This window comes from Silvimonas sp. JCM 19000 (genome assembly GCF_054652575.1).
Map to the genome: position 1 here is coordinate 138,363 of NZ_BAAIHC010000005.1, position 17,242 is coordinate 155,604.

Consider the following 17,242-nt stretch of genomic DNA (forward strand, 5'->3'; position numbering starts at 1 on the left):
CGCTCGAAGGGCTGGCTCTGTACACAGCAGGGATGCGCCGGATGCCGCGATGGCATCGCGCTGGAACCCTGCACCGCGGGCGGCTTTAACCCATAAAACCAGAGGCATTCGCTATGTTAGAAAGTTATCGCCAACACGTCGCCGAACGCGCGGCGCTGGGTATTCCGCCGCTGCCGCTCACCGCGCAGCAAACCGCAGCGTTGGTTGAGCTGCTGCAAAACCCGCCCGCTGGCGAAGAAAGTTTTCTGCTGGATCTGATCACCCACCGCGTGCCGCCGGGCGTGGACGATGCCGCCAAGGTCAAAGCCGCGTTTCTGGCGGCCGTGGCACAAGGCAAGGATTCCTGTGCGCTGATCAGCCGCGCCCATGCGGTTGAATTGCTGGCCACCATGTTGGGTGGCTTTAACATCAAGCCGATGATCGATCTGCTGGGCGATGCTGAAGTCGGCGCCGTGGCGGCGGAAGGCCTGAAAAAAACGCTGTTGATGTTTGACTATTTCCACGACGTCAAAGCGCTGGCCGATGCGGGCAATGCCAACGCCAAAGCGGTGCTGCAAAGCTGGGCCGATGCCGAGTGGTTTACCAGCCGCCCGGAAGTGCCGCAGTCGGTGACGCTGACCGTGTTTAAAGTCACTGGCGAAACCAATACCGATGATTTGTCGCCGGCCCCTGATGCCTGGTCGCGCCCGGATATTCCGCTGCACGCGCTGGCCATGCTGAAGAACACGCGCGATGGCATCACGCCGGAAGAAGACGGCAAACGCGGTCCGATCAAGTTTCTGCAAGACCTGGCCGCCAAAGGCCACGCCGTGGCGTATGTCGGCGATGTGGTGGGCACCGGCTCCAGCCGTAAATCGGCCACCAATAGCGTGCTGTGGTGGACCGGTGAAGACATTCCCTACGTGCCCAACAAGCGCTTTGGCGGCTACTGCCTGGGCGGCAAGATCGCGCCGATCTTCTTTAATACGCAAGAAGACTCGGGCGCATTGCCGATTGAAGTGGATGTGTCGCAACTGAATATGGGTGACGTGATCGAACTGCTGCCCTACGCAGGTCAGATCAAGAAAAACGGCGCCGTGGTCTCTGAGTTCAAGGTCAAATCCGACGTGCTGTTTGATGAAGTGCGTGCCGGTGGCCGTATCAATCTGATTATTGGTCGCGGCCTGACCGCCAAGGCGCGTGAAGCGCTGGGTCTGCCGGTCTCCACGCTGTTCCGTTTGCCGACCGCGCCGGTCACTTCGACCAAAGGCTTTACCCAGGCACAGAAAATGGTCGGCCGCGCCGTTGGCTTGCCGGAAGGCCAGGGCGTGCGTCCGGGCACTTATTGCGAACCGCGCATGACTTCGGTGGGCTCGCAAGACACCACCGGCCCGATGACGCGCGACGAGCTGAAAGATCTGGCTTGCCTGGGTTTCTCGGCTGATCTGGTGATGCAATCGTTCTGCCACACCGCGGCCTACCCGAAGCCGGTGGACGTTAAAACCCATCACGAGCTGCCGGAATTTATCCGCAATCGTGGCGGCGTTTCGCTGCGCCCGGGCGATGGCGTGATTCACTCGTGGCTGAACCGCATGCTGCTGCCCGACACCGTCGGCACCGGCGGCGATAGCCACACGCGCTTTCCGATTGGCATCTCGTTCCCGGCCGGTTCGGGCCTGGTGGCGTTTGGTGCTGCCACCGGCGTGATGCCGCTGGATATGCCGGAGTCGGTGCTGGTGCGCTTTAAAGGCGAACTGCAACCCGGTATTACTTTGCGCGACCTGGTGAATGCAATTCCGCTGTATGCGATCAAAGCCGGTTTGTTGACCGTGGCCAAAGCGGGCAAGAAGAACATCTTCTCTGGCCGCATCCTGGAAATCGAAGGCCTGCCCAAGCTGAAGGTTGAACAAGCGTTTGAGCTGACCGATGCCTCGGCCGAGCGTTCGGCGGCCGGTTGTTCGGTGCGTCTGGATAAAGAACCGATCATCGAGTATCTGAATTCCAATATCACCTTGCTCAAATCCATGATCGCCAACGGTTACGGCGATGCCAAAACACTGGCACGCCGCGTGAACGCCATGGAAGCCTGGCTGGCCAACCCCAACCTGATCGAACCCGATGCCGACGCCGAATACGCTGCGGTGATCGAGATTGATCTGGCCGACGTTAAAGAGCCGATCCTGGCTTGCCCGAATGATCCGGATGATGTGAAGGTGCTGAGCGAAGTGGCGGGCACGCATATCGATGAAGTGTTTATCGGTTCTTGCATGACCAACATCGGTCACTTCCGCGCCGCCGGCAAATTGCTGGAAGGCAAGCGTGATATTCCGGTCAAGTTGTGGATTGCACCGCCGACCAAGATGGATGCGCAGCAGCTGACCGAGGAAGGCTATTACGGCACCTTCGGTACGGCCGGTGCGCGTACCGAAATGCCGGGCTGCTCGCTGTGCATGGGTAACCAGGCGCAAGTGCGCGAAGGCGCCACGGTGGTTTCCACCTCGACCCGCAACTTCCCCAACCGTTTGGGCAAGAACACCAATGTGTTCCTTAGCTCGGCTGAGCTGGCGGCAATTGCTTCACGCCTGGGGCGTATTCCAACGGTGGCCGAATACATGGCGGATATTGGCGTGATCAATGAAAAGGGCGCTGAGGTGTATCGCTATCTGAACTTCAATCAGATTGATAGCTACCAGGCCGAGGCGGATACCGTTACCGTTTAAGCCGGTTTGTTGCACAAAAAAACCCCGCGATATGCATGATCGCGGGGTTTTTGTTTTGCGGCGGCGCTGGCGCTTATTTGCTGCTGGCCGGTGCCGATGCCGCGCTTGAAATACGGCTGTGCTGCAGCAGGGACATGCCGGCCTGGTTGGGAATAAAGGCCAGCAACTGACCCGAGGCGATCAGCGAATAGCCCGTCACTTCTGAAACCGCCTGCACCGCCGAACCCGCCACCACGCCGGTTTTGTGTATGACATCAGCCGATACGGCGATCACTGCCTTGCTGCCATCGGCGGCTTTGGTGATCGACACCTTGGCCAGATCGGTGCCGACCATCAGCACGCCAGTGACCACAAACGCGGCGCCGATCGCGCTGCCGACCGGGGCCGCGACACTGCCTTCAAAGGGATGGCCTTCGGTTGAAAGCAGCACGCCCGCCGCCATGGACATGCCGCCGCTCTGGACCGTCTGGGAGCCGTCCGAGGTGTCGGCGTGGGCGGCGAGGGTGGCGCTGGCAAATACAGCGGCGGTGATCAGGGTGGCAAGTGAGCGAGTGCGCAGCATGGGGCTATTCCTTGTTGTTAGTGAGAGGGCGTCGCTGGGTGCGTTGCCGTGAACGCATTTAGCCAGAGACAAGCTGCGGCGTGCGGCTCGGTCGTGGAGTATCGAAAAACGATGCTTGCGGATTGATATCCGGATGCTTCTTATTGTTGGTTCGCCATTTTGATCTGCGGCTTGCCCAGTTCTGGCGGCGGAATGCGGCGTTCCTGCTCGCCCGGATCCATGCGCTGCAGAAAGGCAACCACCGATTCGACCGTCACCGTATCGATCTGCCCGCCCATGCGCCGATCAAACGGATGGTCATCAAACGCCACATTGGCTTTGAACATGCGGCCGCCCAGGCGCTTGAGCGGGTTGATTTGCAAGGTGGTCGGGTTGTAGCCGTTCGCCTTGAGCCACGCCTGGGTGCTGCCGCGTTGCCCCAGCGCATCCGGGCTTAATGCCTGGGCCAACACTTCCAGCACCCATTGATTGGAGTTCTGGTGCAGGGTGCTGAACGGATAGGCCACCACGCTGTAGCTGGCGCTGTGCAGGCGTTCCAGCGCGGCCGGGTCGTGCAGCAGCGCCCACAGTCGCGCCTGTGTGGCGTCGTCCGGGATGACCACCAGCGCGTCGTAGGCAAACATATCGTCGAGAAAGAAATTGCCCAGCCCCTCATGCCATAAGGCCGAGGTGGCGGCGCCGCAATCGTTGAGCAGATGGCTGACCTGCCACGGTTGGTCATCGGCCTCACGCGAGACAAAGGCAAAGTGCGAGTAATGCAGTTTGTACTCGCGCAAATCCTGACCGACCCGCGCCAGCAAGGCCACGCGCGGCGCCAGCTTGTCCAGCTTCTGCTGCAGGTTGTAGCCGGTCAGCAGCGCGGTGCGGACGGTGGTGGGCGCCAACGGTTTATCACTGCAGGTCTGACCCGCCAGCGCGGGTAGGCTGAGTGCGGTCAGCAACACAAAAGACAAACGGAAAAGCGAGCGGAGCATAGGGTGCCTTGCGGTGGGTGTTGCCAAGTGCGCGTCATCCTGACGCAGAACATCGGTGGCGGCAAGACGTGCATTCTGATGCTGCCTGGCGGATTGCCTGTATGGCTGACTGCTTGCCTCGATGGCAGGGGTGGCGTGCGGTGTATACCGAGCGAACTTGCCGATGTCATTGATTTGCGTCAAAATCCGCCGTTCAAAGTGGCTCGACGTCACTTTTTTGTTTTAAGCGGCGTCGAAAACTGTTTATCAACTTGATGGCTTGCCCACCCATCGCTGCGCCACGGCGACAGCAAAGTGGCAAGACGTCTTAGACCCTCTAGCCCAGGGGGTGTGGGATTAACATGACTAATCTGGCTACGGCTGCAAAATTGCAGCTGGATATGTCGACCCAATTGCCGGTGTCGGCTTATTTCGATCAAGACCTCTACCAGCGCGAGCTGGAAATCCTGTTTGAACGTGGTCCGCGCTACCTGGGTCATCAATTAATGGTGCCCGAGCCCGGCGATTATCACGTCCTGACCAATACCGCGAATGCGCGCTATCTCAAGCGCACGGCCGTGGGTGATGTCAAAGTGCTTTCCAATGTGTGCCGCCACCGTCAGGCGCTGATGCTGGAAGGGCGCGGTAAAGGCTCGCACACGGTGTGCCCGTTGCACCGCTGGACCTATAACGACCAGGGCCATTTGCTGGGCGCGCCGCATTTTGACGGTAATCCCTGCCTGCATCTGCCCGAGACCGAACTGGTTAACTGGAATGGCATGCTGTTTGAAAAAAACGGCCATGACATCGAAGCGGACCTGAAGGATCTGGGCGTGGCCAAAGATCTCGATTTTTCCAATTATGTGTTTCATAGCGTCTCGGTTGACGAATATGAAGGCAACTGGAAAACCTTTATCGAGGTTTATCTGGAGGATTACCACGTCGAGCCGTTCCATCCCGGTCTGGGTCAATTTGTGACCTGTGATGATCTGAAATGGGAATTCGGCGACTGGTATTCGGTGCAGACCGTGGGTGTGAATAACGCTTTAGCCAAACCCGGCTCACGCACTTATAACGCCTGGCACGAGCAGGTATTGCGCTATAACGCCGGCAAGCAACCGCCGTATGGTGCGATCTGGCTCACTTACTATCCCAACGTGATGGTGGAGTGGTATCCGCACACCCTGGTGATCTCTACGCTGATTCCCACCGGCCCGCGTAGCTACAAGAACGTGGTCGAGTTTTATTATCCGGAAGACATTGCGTATTTCGAGCCTGAGTTTGTTGCGGCGGAACAGGCGGCGTATCTGGAAACCGCGGTGGAAGATAACGAAATCATCCGGCGTATGGAGCAAGGCCGTGAGGCTTTGTTTGCGGCAGGCCGCAATGAGGTCGGGCCGTATCAATCGCCTATGGAAGATGGCATGCGCCATTTTCATCAATTCTTGCGGCGCCATCTCGCAGTCTGAGCCCGTCGACAAATGCAAAAAGCCCGCGCCATCTGGATTGATGGGGCGGGCTTTTTTTATGCGCTGGTCAATCAGGACGCGCTAACAGCGGTAATCACCAGTTCAACGCGGCGATTCATGGCGCGACCGGCTTCGGTGCTATTGGTGGCGCGCGGTTCATTAATGCCACGGCCTTCTGCCACCAGACGGACCGGATTCACCGATTTGCCAATGAAATAATCCACCACTGCCTGGGCACGGCGTTGCGACAGCGCCATGTTGTAATCCGGCTTGCCCACATTGTCGGTGTAGCCAATCACGTCGATGCTGGTTTTGCCATATTGGTTAACCACGCCGGCAATCTTGTTCAGCGTTGGGGTAAAGCCGGATTTGACCGTGCTTGAATTGGTATCAAAACCGGTGGCAGAGGTCATGGTAACCACCAGTTTGTTATCCGCCACTTTTTGCAGCGTGATATTGCCAGCCTGGATTTCCGGCGCCAGTTGCTTTTGCAGATCTTTGGCTTGCTTGTCCATATAAGCGCCAATCGCGCCACCAGCCAGACCGCCGCCAATTGCGCCGATCAAGGCACCCTTGCCACGATGATTCTTGTCGACCAATGCACCGACGGCCGCGCCACCCAGCGTGCCGATGACGGCGCCGGATTCGGTATTGTTCATGCTGCGTTTGTCGCCGAGATCGTTGGCGCAAGCGGACAGCAAAAGAGCGCCAATCAGGGCGCCAATAATGGGAGTACGCATGGAGATTTCCTTTCTGACTACACTGCGGTTGGATTTTTATAGGTGCTGAGGGCGCGCATTTTCGCATGTGCGCGCGTCGCTGACTGTGACGCGATCAACCCGCACAAGTTGCGCGGCAACCAAAACAAAAGCCCGTCATCGCGACGGGCTGGTTTGGACTTTACTCTTCGAGATTGCCGCCACCTTTTTTCATGGCTTTGCCTTCCAGCGCGCGCTGGCGCCGCACTTCTTTGGGGTCTGCAATCAAGGGGCGATAGATTTCAACGCGGTCTTTTTCGCGCAGCACGGTATCGTTTTTGACTGCCTTGGCAAAAATGCCCAGCTTGTTTTTGGCCAGATCTATTTCGGGAAAGTCAGTCATGATGCCGGAGCGCCGCACGGCGTCTTCGGCAGTGGTGCCTTCCGGCACCTTAAGGCTGATCAATTTCTGTTTTTCGCGCGTGGCGTATACCACTTCGACGTTAATATCCTGGCTCATACGGGCTTAACCATAAAGTTTGTCGGCGCGCTGAACAAAGGCATCGACAAAGGTGGTGGCAATCTTGTTGAACACCGGGCCGATCACCGCCTCGAGCGCGCGATTTGAAAATTCGTAATTGAGCTCGAATTCGATGCGGCAGGCATCGACTTCCAGCGGGGTAAATTTCCAGTTGCCGCGGAATGTGCGGAACGGACCGTCGACGAATTGCATGTCGATCTGATTGGGCGTCTTGATGTCGCGGGTGCGAAAGAAGGTTTTGACCAGCATGAATTCAACGCGGATGGTGGCATCCAGTACGTCTTCAGTGCGTTCATGTACCTCAACGCCGCCACACCAGGGCAGAAATTGCGGGTAGTCCTCGACACGATCAACCAGGTTGAACATGCGCTCGGCGCTATGGGTAACTAGCAGGTTTTTTTGTATGCACTGCATCGGTATGCGGCGTAAAATTGGCAGTTTTTTGCGTAAGGCACGCTCCGGAACACATGGGGCGCGACGCAAAGTATTTAAAGAGATGGCGCTGAAAAATGACCGAGCATCCTAACGCCCCCATGAATGACGCGCAACTTGATAGTTTGCGCATGCCGCCGCATTCCGTAGAGGCCGAGCAATCGGTATTGGGTGGCTTGTTGCTGGACAATCCCTCTTTTGACCGCATCGCCGATATTGTCAACGAGCAGGATTTCTATCGCGATGATCATCGCCGTATCTGGCAACACATTATCAAGCTGATTGAGCATAACCGCCCGGCCGACGTGATTACCGTCGCCGAGTCGCTCGATAATGCCAACGAATTGTCCTACGTCGGCGGCCTGGCTTACCTGGGCGCACTGGCGCAAAACACGCCTTCGGCCGCCAATATTCGCCGCTATGGCGAAATCGTGCGCGAAAAATCGGTGATGCGGCAATTGGCGAGCGTGGCTACCGATATTGCTGATGCCGCCTACAACCCCAATGGGCGCGAAGCGACGCAATTGCTGGATGAGGCTGAATCGCGCGTGTTCCAGATTGCCGAACAATCGGCCAAGGGGCAGCAGGGCTTTATCGGCATGCCGCCGATCCTGAAAGAGATCGTCGAAAAAATCGATTATCTCTACAACCAGGATACCCAATCCGAAGTAACGGGGGTGGCGACCGGTTTTGTTGATCTGGACAAAATGACCTCGGGCCTGCAGCCTGGCGATCTGGTGATTGTGGCGGGCCGCCCCTCGATGGGTAAAACGGCTTTCTCGGTCAACATTGCCGAGCACGTCGGCACCGAATTGCGCTTGCCGGTGGCCATTTATTCGATGGAAATGGGCGCGGTGCAATTGGGTTTGCGGATGGTCGGCTCGATCGGCAAGATCGACTTGCACAAACTCAAGACCGGTAAATTTGAAGACGAGGACTGGACCAAGCTGACCTATGCCATTAATCGCTTGTCCGAAGCCCCGATTTTTATCGAAGAAACCGGCGCCTTGACCGCGCTGGATATCCGCACCAAATCGCGCCGCCTGGCGCGTCAGCACGGTCAACTTGGCTTGATCGTGATCGATTACCTGCAGTTGATGGCAGGCCGCGCCGGCGCTAAAGACCAGAACCGTGCCACCGAACTGGGCGAGATTTCGCGCTCGCTCAAATCGCTGGCCAAAGAATTGAAATGCCCGGTGATTGCGTTGTCGCAGTTGTCGCGTTCGGTGGAACAACGTACCGACAAGCGCCCGATGATGTCCGATTTGCGTGAATCCGGCGCCATCGAGCAGGATGCGGACATCATCATGTTTATGTACCGCGACGAGTACTACAACCCGGACTCGCAATTCAAAGGCCTGGCGGAATGCATCGTGGGTAAGCACCGGAACGGCCCCACCGGCAAAGTGCCGCTGGTGTTTATGGGCATGCATTCGCGCTTTGATAACGCGCTGGTGCGACCGGAAGGCTGGTCGGGCGATCTGGAGTAAAACCAGCTTTGCCACGGCGCAAAGCCAGGGGTGGGGTGCGCGCCAAAGTTATGCGATTTTTCTTATGTTTTGCTGATCGGCGCTGGCGGATATTGGCCGCTGATCAAAAGACAGGGACGCGTGGCGATGGAATCCGTGAGCAAAAAGGAATGCGGCGCGAGTGTGGCGTTACTTCAGGGCGCTATCCACGCTGGGCGGTGTCGGCATGATGCCAAAGTGGATGTTCTGGGCGCGGCATTGCGCGCGGAAATCGGTGCGGTGCATAACCGGGTCAGTACCCTGGACCAACGGATGGCCAGCGGTTTTGAAATGATCAGTACGCGCTTCGATAGCCTTGAAAAGCAGTTTCAAAGCAGCAAGCGCATGCTGAGCCTGGTTGCCAGTCTGATGGCGCTCTGGTTGATAGCCACCAGTCTGGGCGTGCCTTGGCAGAAGGCCGACCGGCCTGCCATCGAGACGCCATTTCGGCAATATCAGCAGCAGGCCGCGCCCCATCCTGTTGCCAGCGGCGCGCCCGACACTGAAATCTCCCGGCTCTGAGGGCAGGCGGTATGGCGCACCGCCCACCCACCCGCGCCGGGCCGTGCTGCCGCCATCAGTACGTGTAGAACATGTCCTGAATCTTTTTGGTGTCGTGCGTTCTGGTCAGCGCCAGCATCAGCAAGATGCGCGCTTTTTGCGGGCTTAGCGTGTCCGACACAACAAAGTCGGTCTTGTCATCATCATTCTCACCACCGCGCACGGTTGGGCCGTTGCCGACGCGGGAAGAACGCAGAATGAAGAAGCCTTTCTGCCGCAGCTCAGTCAGGCGCGCACGCACTGGCGTCGACAAGCTGCCGTCACCAGTACCGGCATACACGATCCCTTCATCGCCCGCAGCGGCAAAAGCGTCAATCGCGATGGTGTTGGCATTGGCCGAACCATAAGCAATGTCCACGGCCGGCAGTTTGTCCAGCTTGCTGATATCAAACTCGGTATCCGCGGTGTGCTTGCGCGTGGTGGCGCGATAAAACTTTGGTTTGCCCGAGACGATATAACCCAGGTCGCCCAGTTCCGGTGAGCGGAAAGTATTGGCCAGCATGGTGTTGGTCTTGGTGACATCGCGCGCACCGAGAATTTCGTCGTTCATGGCCACCAGCACGCCCCGGTTAGCCGAGTCCGGGCTGCCCGCCACGGCCACCGCGTTGTACAGATTGATCGGACCATCTGCGCTGATGGCGGTGGAGGGACGCATTGAGCCGACGATCACCACCGGTTTGCGACTCTTTACCGTCAGGTTGAGAAAGTAGGCGGTCTCTTCGATGGTGTCGGTGCCATGAGTAATGACAATGCCATCGACATTGCTTTGCTTGAGGAGTACGTTGACGCGCTTTGCCAGCGTCAGCCAGTTTTCATTGGTCATGTTTTCGCTGGCGATCTGGAAGGTCTGCTCGCCGCTGACATTGGCGATCTGCTTCAACTCCGGCACGGCTTCAATCAGGCGATCCACGCCGACTTTGGCGGCGGTGTAGCCGACGGTGGTGGTGCTGGTGGCGCCCGTGCCGGCAATGGTGCCGCCGGTGGCCAGAATAACCACATTGGGCAGTTTGTCGGCAGCTTGCGCAAACACGGCGCTACACGTTACGGCAACAAACAGGCTGCGTTGAAACAGTCTGGAAAGCATGCTGATCTCCTGGTTTTAGTTTCGTGAATGAAACCGTAGAAAAGCATGAACCGTGCCCTGAACAGAGGTTATTGCCGAAATTACCAACAGGGAAAGCGTTAATACCATTTCATCGCCGCCACCCCGCTGGTCGGGGTTAACTCACTGATCTGTAAAGGACTTGTATGCACGTTATCCACCTGGGCAAACAGACCGTACCCGCCGAAATTGATTACCCGCGCGAAGACCGCCGTGTTGATGGCGTGCCTGAACGTACCAGCTGGACGCACTATTCCAATGCGTCCGGCAGTTTTAACGCCGGGATCTGGGCGTGTGAGAAGGGCAGCTGGAAGATTCGTTTTGCGGATGACAGCGCCGAGTTCTTCAGCATTATCAGTGGGCGTGCGCGGGTTTATGCCGAGGATGGCAGCTTTGAAGAATTCGGGCCCGGCGATGCCGCGGTCATTCCGGAAGGATTTGTGGGCAAGTTTGAAGTGCTGGAGCCGGTAAAAAAGTACTTTGTAGTGCTTAACTAAAACGGCCTGCCTGAAACGCAACCGGCGACCGTAAAGGTCGCCGGTTGCAATCCCGCGCAAGGCGCGCGCTTAGTGGCGGCGTTCTACTACCAGTGCGTTATGCGGGGCAAACAGATAGAACGGCGCAAACAGCAGTTTCCAGCCATGGATGCTGCTTTTGACAGTGAAATGCACGTCATCGCCTTCGATATCAAATTCCACCGGCGGGGTTTTGCCCCAGTCCAGTTGCGCTTGCAAGACATGGCGGCCCGGGGGCAGCGCTGCCGACAGACACGCGCCGTGGGTGGTCAAACCCACCGGGCGACCATCGACCAACATGCAAGGTTGGCGGCCCAGACTACCCGTACGATGAATCTTGATGCTTGGCATGAAGTATATCCTCCTCGTTCCCGCTGTTTTTTGACTGACCTGTTTGGTTTAATCGGACTGCATTTCCAGCAAACCTGATTCCAGCAACTCGTCGAGCAAAAACGCAAAATCAGTCGCCGCCTTGCTTTCAGGGGCGAATTCAAAAATATCCTCGCCGCTGCCGGCGGCCGCAGCGATGACTTCTTGTTCTCGAATACGTGTGCGCAGCATTTCACCCGGAAAAGCGCGGGCCAATTGTCCGGCAATCTTTTCGCTGGTGACTTGATCCGGCACATAGCGATTAATCAAATATCGCCGTGGAATACGCGGGCCAAATTTCTCCAGCCCGGCAAGTGTGCGTTGCAGCAGATTGGCGCCATTCAGCGCCAGGTATTCGGCCGCTACCGGCACCAGCACCATATCGGCGGCAAATAGCGCCGAAAACGCTAATACCCCAAGGCTAGGACTGCAATCAATGATGATGGGCATTTCGCCGCCGCTTAGCATTTCGGCGGTCAGGCCCAATTTAAGGCGCCAGACGTTATCGCGATGGCGGGTAAGTTGCGCGTCCACTTTGCCCAGTTCCAGATGCGACGGGATGAAATGCACGCCATTCGGCAATGAGGTGATCAATTCCGTCAGTGGGCCTGTGCCGCGATAGAAATTGAAAATGGTATCGACCGAAGCCGGATTCATGCCGACCAGCGAGGTCAGGTGCGCCTGCGGATCAAGATCGATCACCAGCGGTTGCACACCGTTGCGCGCCATAGCGGCAGCCAGATTGGCGGAAACCGTGGTCTTGCCCACGCCACCTTTCTGATTGAACACTGCGATGATGGTCATTGCCTTGCACTTGCCCCGTGTCGTCAGCCGCCGCAGCGGGCCGCCTTGTTGTAAGCGGCAAGACTACACAAGTGCCAGACAACCGACTACCCCGGTCGGGTGAGGTGGAAGCTGACAAGTGACGGTTTTATTGGGCTGGCGGGGAGGGGTGGCCTGCCGTTCGTCGGTCGGGTAACCGGTGCCATCAACTTGTAACCGCGTGTACGAAAGTGAATCAAAAAAACCGCGCCATCAATCGAGACGGCGCGGTACGGTTCTTACAAGGTTTCGGCCGCGTAATCGGCCAGGCGCGAACGTTCGCCCCGTGTCAGGGTGATATGGCCGGAGTGCGACCAGCCCTTGAAGCGGTCAACCACATAGGTGAGGCCGGACGAGCCCTCGGTCAGATAGGGCGTGTCGATCTGGCTGACGTTGCCGAGGCAAACTACCTTCGTCCCTGGCCCGGCGCGCGTAATCAAGGTCTTCATTTGCTTGGGCGTCAGGTTTTGCGCTTCATCGATGATCAGAAATTTATTCAGGAAAGTGCGGCCGCGCATGAAGTTAAGCGATTTCACCTTGATACGGCTGCGGATCAAATCGCGCGTGGCGGCGCGGCCCCAGTCGCCCGCTTCGGCATCCGACTGGTTGAGTACGTCCAGGTTGTCTTCCAGCGCGCCCATCCACGGCTGCATCTTTTCTTCTTCTGTACCCGGCAGAAAGCCGATATCTTCGCCCACCGGCACGGTGACGCGCGTCATGATGATCTCGGAATAAATCTTGGATTCCAGTGTTTGCGACAGGCCCGCCGCCAGCGTGAGCAGGGTTTTACCGGTGCCGGCCTGGCCCAGCAGCGAGATGAAATCCACATCCGGATTCATCAACAAATTAAGTGCAAAATTCTGTTCACGATTACGCGCACAGATGCCCCAGATCGCGTTTTTCTGGTGCGAATAATCCTTCAGGCTTTCAATTAACGCGGTTTTGCCTTCCAGCTCGGTCACGCGTGCGGCAAACGGTTTATCGCCTTGCTGATACAGCAGTTGGTTAGGGTGCAGATCAAATACGTCTGGCCCTTTCAGGCGATAGTAGCCGCGGCCGCCGTCTTGCCAGCTCTCCAGATCCTTGCCGTTTTTCTCCCAAAAGGACTGATCGATTTCGCGCATGCCGGTGTACAGCAAGTCGGTATCTTCCAGCACCTTGTCGTTAAAGTAATCCTCGGCCGCCAGACCCAATGCGCGCGCCTTGATGCGCATGTTGATGTCTTTGGAGACCAGGATGACTTCGCGCTTGGGCTGCATTTGCTGCAGGTGATGCACCACGCCCAGGATCTGGTTGTCGGCCTTGCCCATGGGCAACTGCGCCGGCAGCAGGCTGCTGATGGCCTCGGTCTGCAGAAACAGCTTGCCCGACGCCTGGCCTTTGCTGGCGTCTTCCAGCGACACGCCATCCGATAGGTCGGTCTCGCGCCCGGCAATCAGTTCTTCGATAAAGCGGCTGGTCTGGCGCGCATTGCGTGCCACTTCCGACATGCCTTTCTTGTTACCGTCGAGTTCTTCCAGCGTCATCATCGGCACAAACAAATCGTGCTCTTCAAAGCGGAAGATCGAGGTGGGATCGTGCATCAGAACGTTGGTATCCACGACAAACAGCTTGGTGTCCTGCGCTTTCTTCGGCTTGCGAGCGGCCATCGGGCTCTCCTGTGGGCGGGATAACGAGATTAAACGCATCAACAAAAAAGGCGACCGTTGCGGGTCGCCTTCCGTTTATGTGAGCTGTTGCACGGCACTGAGCACGGCTTCAACATGGCCCGGCACCTTGACGCCACGCCATTCCTGAACAATGCGGCCCTCCTTGTCGATCAAAAAGGTACTGCGTTCAACACCACGAACCTGTTTGCCATACATATTCTTCATTTTCATTACGCCAAATGCTTCGCAGGCGATCTCGTCGGGGTCCGACACCAGATCAAACGGGAACTCCATTTTGGCTTTGAAATTTTCGTGTGATTTGAGGCTGTCACGGCTGATACCAAACACCAGCGTATGCGCCGCGGCAAAGTCAGCGGCGCGGGCGCGAAAGTCACTGCCTTCCACGGTGCATCCCGGCGTGTTGTCTTTGGGATAGAAATACAGCACAAACGCCTGACCCTTGAGCGCGGCGGGGTCAAAGGTTTTGCCACCCGTCATGGGTAAGGTCAAAGACGGGCAGGATTGATCGAGCATCAGGTTCTCCTTGTTATCGTAATGCTTGCCCCTCTGCTTGCATTCTGGCCAAAGCAGCCGTCAGCAGCAAGAAGGAAAATCAGGCTTGTTGCGTGGCTCGCGTGTTATGCGGGCGGGTGCGGCGCCGGGTGCCAGACAGCGCCGCGCTGACCCGGTACAATAGCGGCCATTTTGTGGAAATGGTGTGACAAGCGATGAGTATCAAGTCGGATCGGTGGATCAAACACATGGCCGAAGACCACGGCATGATCGAGCCTTATGTGGCAGGCCAGGTCAAGGTGGCCAATGGCGAGCGCATCGTGTCTTATGGCACGTCGAGCTACGGCTACGATATCCGCTGTGCGGACGAGTTCAAGGTGTTTACCAATCTGAATTCCACCATCGTTGACCCGAAAAATTTTGATGAACAAAGCTTTGTCGATGTGTCCGGCAAGGGCTATTGCATCATCCCGCCCAATTCGTTTGCCCTGGCGCGCACGGTTGAGTATTTCCGCATTCCACGCAATGTGCTGACGATCTGCCTGGGCAAATCCACCTACGCGCGCTGCGGCATTATTGTTAACGTCACCCCGTTCGAGCCGGAATGGGAAGGTTATGTGACGTTGGAATTTTCCAATACCACGCCATTGCCCGCCAAGATTTACGCCAACGAAGGCGTGGCGCAGGTGTTGTTCCTTGAAGCCGATGCCGACGATATCTGCGAAACCAGCTATCGCGATCGTGGCGGCAAATATCAGGGCCAGGTGGGCGTTACGCTGCCCAAAACCTGAGTACCGGCTACGGCAAGGCGAAAAAAAGCGATCCTGCGGGGTCGCTTTTTTTACGTCTTGCCGTCTGGCTTATTTAACCTCGTAAATGGTGCGGCCATTCAAAGGCTGCACCGGACGTTGATTGCCCCGGTAATAGTGTTGCAATGCCTCCAGCTGCGCCTGGGTAATCTCGACGGCTTGTTTGAATTCAATCCAGGTAACCCCTTCCGAGCACGGCGGCGTGGTTAGCGAGCCATCATAAGTGTAATAGCCGCGTTTTTTGGGCAATAAAGCCAGCGGATCAATCTGGGTATTATCCAGCTTTTGCTCTTTGCCCGGCGTGGCGGGAATTTGATCCAGCAATTTTTGTAATTCCGCGTTGGCATGCGTACCCACATTGAATTGCACAGCCAGCACCGCTAATTGATCTTTGGCATTTTTATGCACGAAATGCGCATCCAGATCACTGGATTTACCGGCAAAACGCTCTTCGCCCGGCGAATGAAAATGAAATTGCATGAGTTGATAAACGGTCTTGCCCAAAGCAATCTGGCCACCATGCGCTTGCGCCTGAAATTGTACCGCGTGCCCGGTGTTGAGAATATCCAGCGGTAATTTCTTGTAGCTGATTGCAAGGTGGGGATATCCGGCGAGTGCGGGTATGGCCTTGTCGACATTAATCGGTGATTCATGGCGGCCGCTTTCGCAGGCAGCAAAATTGTGGTCGACCTGCGCCCAGTGCGATGGCCCGTGCTCGCCCTCGTAAGTCCACGCCGGATGGTCTTCCGCCAATGCGACCAGACTGGCTGCAGCCAGCAGCAGTCCGCCCACGGTGTTAATGATGTACATGATTGAACCCTCAAGAATAAAATGCTTGCGCATTGTGTTTGCGACTGAAATATTTGATTTGATTCATATCAACGCGGAACCATAAGCGGATTAATCCGGTCATGTGTCTGGCAATGTAGATCAACATGGAGAAATGTCATGGCTTATCTGGCCAATGCGGCGCGTTACGACAAGATGGTCTATCGGACTTGTGGCCAAAGCGGGCTGGTACTTCCGGCTTTGTCTTTAGGGTTGTGGCATAACTTTGGCGATAGTGTGCCATTGGATAAACAGCGCGCTTTATTACGCAGCGCATTTGATCTTGGTATTACTCATTTTGATCTGGCCAATAATTACGGCCCGCCTTATGGTAGTGCCGAAATCAATTTTGGTCGCTTGTTGCGCGAGGATTTCAAGCCTTATCGCGACGAATTGATCATCAGTAGCAAAGCGGGTTGGGATATGTGGCCAGGGCCGTATGGCCAGGGCGGCGGTTCACGCAAATATGTGCTGGCCAGTCTTGATCAAAGCCTGCAGCGCATGGGCCTGGATTACGTAGATATTTTTTATTCGCATCGCTTTGACCCGGATACCCCGCTGGAAGAAACCGCAGGCGCGCTGGCCACGGCCGTGCAACAAGGCAAGGCGCTTTATGTCGGCATCTCTTCATATTCGCCAAATAAAACCCGCGAAATGGCCGCTTTGCTGCGCGAATGGAAAGTGCCATTACTGATACATCAACCGTCGTACAACATGCTGAATCGCTGGGTCGAAGACGGCTTGCTCGATACGCTGCACACCGAAGGCGTAGGCTGCATTGCGTTTACCCCATTGGCGCAGGGTTTACTGACCGACAAATATTTGAACGGTATTCCGGCGCAAGCCCGGGTCAATCAACCCGGTGGTGATTCGCTGCAAAAAAGCCATCTCAATGACGACAATATCGCTCGCGTCAAGGCACTCAACCAGATTGCGCAACGGCGCGGACAAAGCCTGGCGCAAATGGCGCTGGCATGGGTATTGCGCGACCCCAAAGTGACCACGGCCTTGATCGGCGCCAGCAGCCCGGCGCAAATCCAGGAGAACGTCGGCGCGTTGGCCAATCTGCAATTCAGCGCCGAAGAATTAGCCGAAATTGACCAATACGCGGTCGAAAGCGGCATCAATCTGTGGGAGAAGCCGTCGCACGATCAACGACCCTGAGCGCAAGGCGGCCGGGCGATGCGCCAGCGTCGTCCTGGCCTGTTAGAA

18 protein-coding genes are annotated in these 17,242 nt (G+C 56.9%); 7 read left to right on the forward strand and 11 right to left on the reverse strand.

Features of this window, described 5'->3' with window-relative positions; all coding sequences use genetic code 11:
- The first annotated feature begins 113 nt into the window (after positions 1-113).
- Positions 114-2,699 (forward strand): bifunctional aconitate hydratase 2/2-methylisocitrate dehydratase, encoded by a 2,586-nt coding sequence (gene acnB, locus ACYQ1A_RS06910; protein ID WP_499361250.1) that lies wholly within the window; start codon positions 114-116, stop codon positions 2,697-2,699.
- A gap of 73 nt (positions 2,700-2,772) precedes the next feature.
- Here acnB and ACYQ1A_RS06915 read toward each other — a convergent pair whose 3' ends face one another.
- Together ACYQ1A_RS06915 and ACYQ1A_RS06920 are read right to left on the reverse strand one after the other, a co-directional pair.
- Positions 2,773-3,261 (reverse strand): hypothetical protein, encoded by a 489-nt coding sequence (locus ACYQ1A_RS06915; RefSeq protein ID WP_499361251.1) that lies wholly within the window; start codon positions 3,259-3,261, stop codon positions 2,773-2,775.
- A 140-nt stretch (positions 3,262-3,401) separates the two neighbouring features.
- Complete coding sequence (locus ACYQ1A_RS06920) at positions 3,402-4,235, reverse strand: DUF2145 domain-containing protein (RefSeq protein WP_499361253.1); 834 nt, start codon at positions 4,233-4,235, stop codon at positions 3,402-3,404.
- 341 nt (positions 4,236-4,576) lie between these two features.
- Here ACYQ1A_RS06920 and ACYQ1A_RS06925 point away from each other — a divergent pair, with 341 nt between their 5' ends.
- Positions 4,577-5,683 carry an aromatic ring-hydroxylating oxygenase subunit alpha gene (locus ACYQ1A_RS06925; RefSeq protein ID WP_499361254.1) on the forward strand — a complete coding sequence of 369 codons (1,107 nt, stop codon included), beginning with the start codon at positions 4,577-4,579 and terminating at the stop codon, positions 5,681-5,683.
- Between the two features lie 71 nt (positions 5,684-5,754).
- On the opposite strand, the gene ACYQ1A_RS06930 is transcribed toward ACYQ1A_RS06925, so the two are convergent.
- The 3 genes from ACYQ1A_RS06930 to ACYQ1A_RS06940 all read right to left on the reverse strand — a co-directional run bounded on the left by ACYQ1A_RS06930 (position 5,755) and on the right by ACYQ1A_RS06940 (position 7,288).
- A complete protein-coding gene (locus tag ACYQ1A_RS06930) occupies positions 5,755-6,423 on the reverse strand; it encodes a YiaD family glycine zipper/OmpA-like lipoprotein (protein WP_499361255.1) in 669 nt (222 codons plus the stop codon).
- Between the two features lie 160 nt (positions 6,424-6,583).
- Positions 6,584-6,901: an RnfH family protein gene (locus ACYQ1A_RS06935; protein WP_499361256.1), complete on the reverse strand. Its 318-nt coding sequence runs from the start codon at positions 6,899-6,901 to the stop codon at positions 6,584-6,586.
- Positions 6,902-6,907: 6 nt separating this feature from the next.
- Complete coding sequence (locus ACYQ1A_RS06940) at positions 6,908-7,288, reverse strand: type II toxin-antitoxin system RatA family toxin (protein WP_062223927.1); 381 nt, start codon at positions 7,286-7,288, stop codon at positions 6,908-6,910.
- 143 nt (positions 7,289-7,431) lie between these two features.
- Between ACYQ1A_RS06940 and dnaB the strand changes: the two genes are divergently transcribed.
- Positions 7,432-8,844: a replicative DNA helicase gene (gene dnaB, locus ACYQ1A_RS06945; RefSeq protein ID WP_499361258.1), complete on the forward strand. Its 1,413-nt coding sequence runs from the start codon at positions 7,432-7,434 to the stop codon at positions 8,842-8,844.
- Between the two features lie 69 nt (positions 8,845-8,913).
- Positions 8,914-9,384: a hypothetical protein gene (locus ACYQ1A_RS06950; RefSeq protein WP_499361260.1), complete on the forward strand. Its 471-nt coding sequence runs from the start codon at positions 8,914-8,916 to the stop codon at positions 9,382-9,384.
- Between the two features lie 55 nt (positions 9,385-9,439).
- Here ACYQ1A_RS06950 and ACYQ1A_RS06955 read toward each other — a convergent pair whose 3' ends face one another.
- Positions 9,440-10,507 (reverse strand): type II asparaginase, encoded by a 1,068-nt coding sequence (locus ACYQ1A_RS06955; protein ID WP_499361261.1) that lies wholly within the window; start codon positions 10,505-10,507, stop codon positions 9,440-9,442.
- A 164-nt stretch (positions 10,508-10,671) separates the two neighbouring features.
- On the opposite strand from ACYQ1A_RS06955, the gene ACYQ1A_RS06960 reads away from it, so the two are divergent.
- A complete protein-coding gene (locus ACYQ1A_RS06960) occupies positions 10,672-11,022 on the forward strand; it encodes a cupin domain-containing protein (protein ID WP_499361263.1) in 351 nt (116 codons plus the stop codon).
- A gap of 69 nt (positions 11,023-11,091) precedes the next feature.
- Here the strand turns inward: ACYQ1A_RS06960 and ACYQ1A_RS06965 are convergent, their stop codons facing one another.
- From ACYQ1A_RS06965 to ACYQ1A_RS06980, 4 genes are all read right to left on the reverse strand, one after another.
- Positions 11,092-11,391, reverse strand: coding sequence for a hypothetical protein (locus ACYQ1A_RS06965; RefSeq protein WP_499361265.1), 300 nt, complete (start codon positions 11,389-11,391; stop codon positions 11,092-11,094).
- 48 nt (positions 11,392-11,439) lie between these two features.
- The gene (locus ACYQ1A_RS06970) at positions 11,440-12,213 is read right to left on the reverse strand and encodes a ParA family protein (RefSeq protein ID WP_499361267.1); all 774 of its coding nucleotides are present in this window, start codon (positions 12,211-12,213) and stop codon (positions 11,440-11,442) included.
- A gap of 257 nt (positions 12,214-12,470) precedes the next feature.
- Complete coding sequence (locus tag ACYQ1A_RS06975; protein WP_499361268.1) at positions 12,471-13,880, reverse strand: PhoH family protein; 1,410 nt, start codon at positions 13,878-13,880, stop codon at positions 12,471-12,473.
- A gap of 75 nt (positions 13,881-13,955) precedes the next feature.
- Entirely contained in the window at positions 13,956-14,414 is a 459-nt protein-coding gene (locus ACYQ1A_RS06980) for a peroxiredoxin (protein ID WP_062223512.1), read from the reverse strand.
- A 194-nt stretch (positions 14,415-14,608) separates the two neighbouring features.
- On the opposite strand from ACYQ1A_RS06980, the gene dcd reads away from it, so the two are divergent.
- The gene (dcd, locus tag ACYQ1A_RS06985) at positions 14,609-15,184 is read left to right on the forward strand and encodes a dCTP deaminase (RefSeq protein ID WP_499361271.1); all 576 of its coding nucleotides are present in this window, start codon (positions 14,609-14,611) and stop codon (positions 15,182-15,184) included.
- A 69-nt stretch (positions 15,185-15,253) separates the two neighbouring features.
- On the opposite strand, the gene ACYQ1A_RS06990 is transcribed toward dcd, so the two are convergent.
- A complete protein-coding gene (locus ACYQ1A_RS06990; protein ID WP_499361272.1) occupies positions 15,254-16,012 on the reverse strand; it encodes a carbonic anhydrase in 759 nt (252 codons plus the stop codon).
- A 138-nt stretch (positions 16,013-16,150) separates the two neighbouring features.
- Here ACYQ1A_RS06990 and mgrA point away from each other — a divergent pair, with 138 nt between their 5' ends.
- A complete protein-coding gene (gene mgrA / locus ACYQ1A_RS06995; protein WP_499361274.1) occupies positions 16,151-17,194 on the forward strand; it encodes an L-glyceraldehyde 3-phosphate reductase in 1,044 nt (347 codons plus the stop codon).
- Positions 17,195-17,242 lie beyond the last annotated feature (48 nt).

Excerpts from the sequence above, each read along its gene's own strand:
- ACYQ1A_RS06930 (WP_499361255.1), bottom strand. The coding sequence starts at position 6,423 with ATGCGTACTCCCATTATTGGCGCCCTGATTGGCGCTCTTTTGCTGTCC.
- ACYQ1A_RS06920 (WP_499361253.1), bottom strand. The coding sequence starts at position 4,235 with ATGCTCCGCTCGCTTTTCCGTTTGTCTTTTGTGTTGCTGACCGCACTC.
- ACYQ1A_RS06955 (WP_499361261.1), bottom strand. The coding sequence starts at position 10,507 with ATGCTTTCCAGACTGTTTCAACGCAGCCTGTTTGTTGCCGTAACGTGT.
- ACYQ1A_RS06940 (WP_062223927.1), bottom strand. The coding sequence starts at position 7,288 with ATGTTCAACCTGGTTGATCGTGTCGAGGACTACCCGCAATTTCTGCCC.
- ACYQ1A_RS06980 (WP_062223512.1), bottom strand. The coding sequence starts at position 14,414 with ATGCTCGATCAATCCTGCCCGTCTTTGACCTTACCCATGACGGGTGGC.
- dnaB (WP_499361258.1), top strand. The coding sequence starts at position 7,432 with ATGACCGAGCATCCTAACGCCCCCATGAATGACGCGCAACTTGATAGT.
- mgrA (WP_499361274.1), top strand. The coding sequence starts at position 16,151 with ATGGCTTATCTGGCCAATGCGGCGCGTTACGACAAGATGGTCTATCGG.
- ACYQ1A_RS06975 (WP_499361268.1), bottom strand. The coding sequence starts at position 13,880 with ATGGCCGCTCGCAAGCCGAAGAAAGCGCAGGACACCAAGCTGTTTGTC.
- ACYQ1A_RS06970 (WP_499361267.1), bottom strand. The coding sequence starts at position 12,213 with ATGACCATCATCGCAGTGTTCAATCAGAAAGGTGGCGTGGGCAAGACC.
- ACYQ1A_RS06935 (WP_499361256.1), bottom strand. The coding sequence starts at position 6,901 with ATGAGCCAGGATATTAACGTCGAAGTGGTATACGCCACGCGCGAAAAA.
- ACYQ1A_RS06990 (WP_499361272.1), bottom strand. The coding sequence starts at position 16,012 with ATGTACATCATTAACACCGTGGGCGGACTGCTGCTGGCTGCAGCCAGT.
- ACYQ1A_RS06915 (WP_499361251.1), bottom strand. The coding sequence starts at position 3,261 with ATGCTGCGCACTCGCTCACTTGCCACCCTGATCACCGCCGCTGTATTT.
- ACYQ1A_RS06965 (WP_499361265.1), bottom strand. The coding sequence starts at position 11,391 with ATGCCAAGCATCAAGATTCATCGTACGGGTAGTCTGGGCCGCCAACCT.
- dcd (WP_499361271.1), top strand. The coding sequence starts at position 14,609 with ATGAGTATCAAGTCGGATCGGTGGATCAAACACATGGCCGAAGACCAC.
- ACYQ1A_RS06960 (WP_499361263.1), top strand. The coding sequence starts at position 10,672 with ATGCACGTTATCCACCTGGGCAAACAGACCGTACCCGCCGAAATTGAT.
- acnB (WP_499361250.1), top strand. The coding sequence starts at position 114 with ATGTTAGAAAGTTATCGCCAACACGTCGCCGAACGCGCGGCGCTGGGT.
- ACYQ1A_RS06925 (WP_499361254.1), top strand. The coding sequence starts at position 4,577 with ATGACTAATCTGGCTACGGCTGCAAAATTGCAGCTGGATATGTCGACC.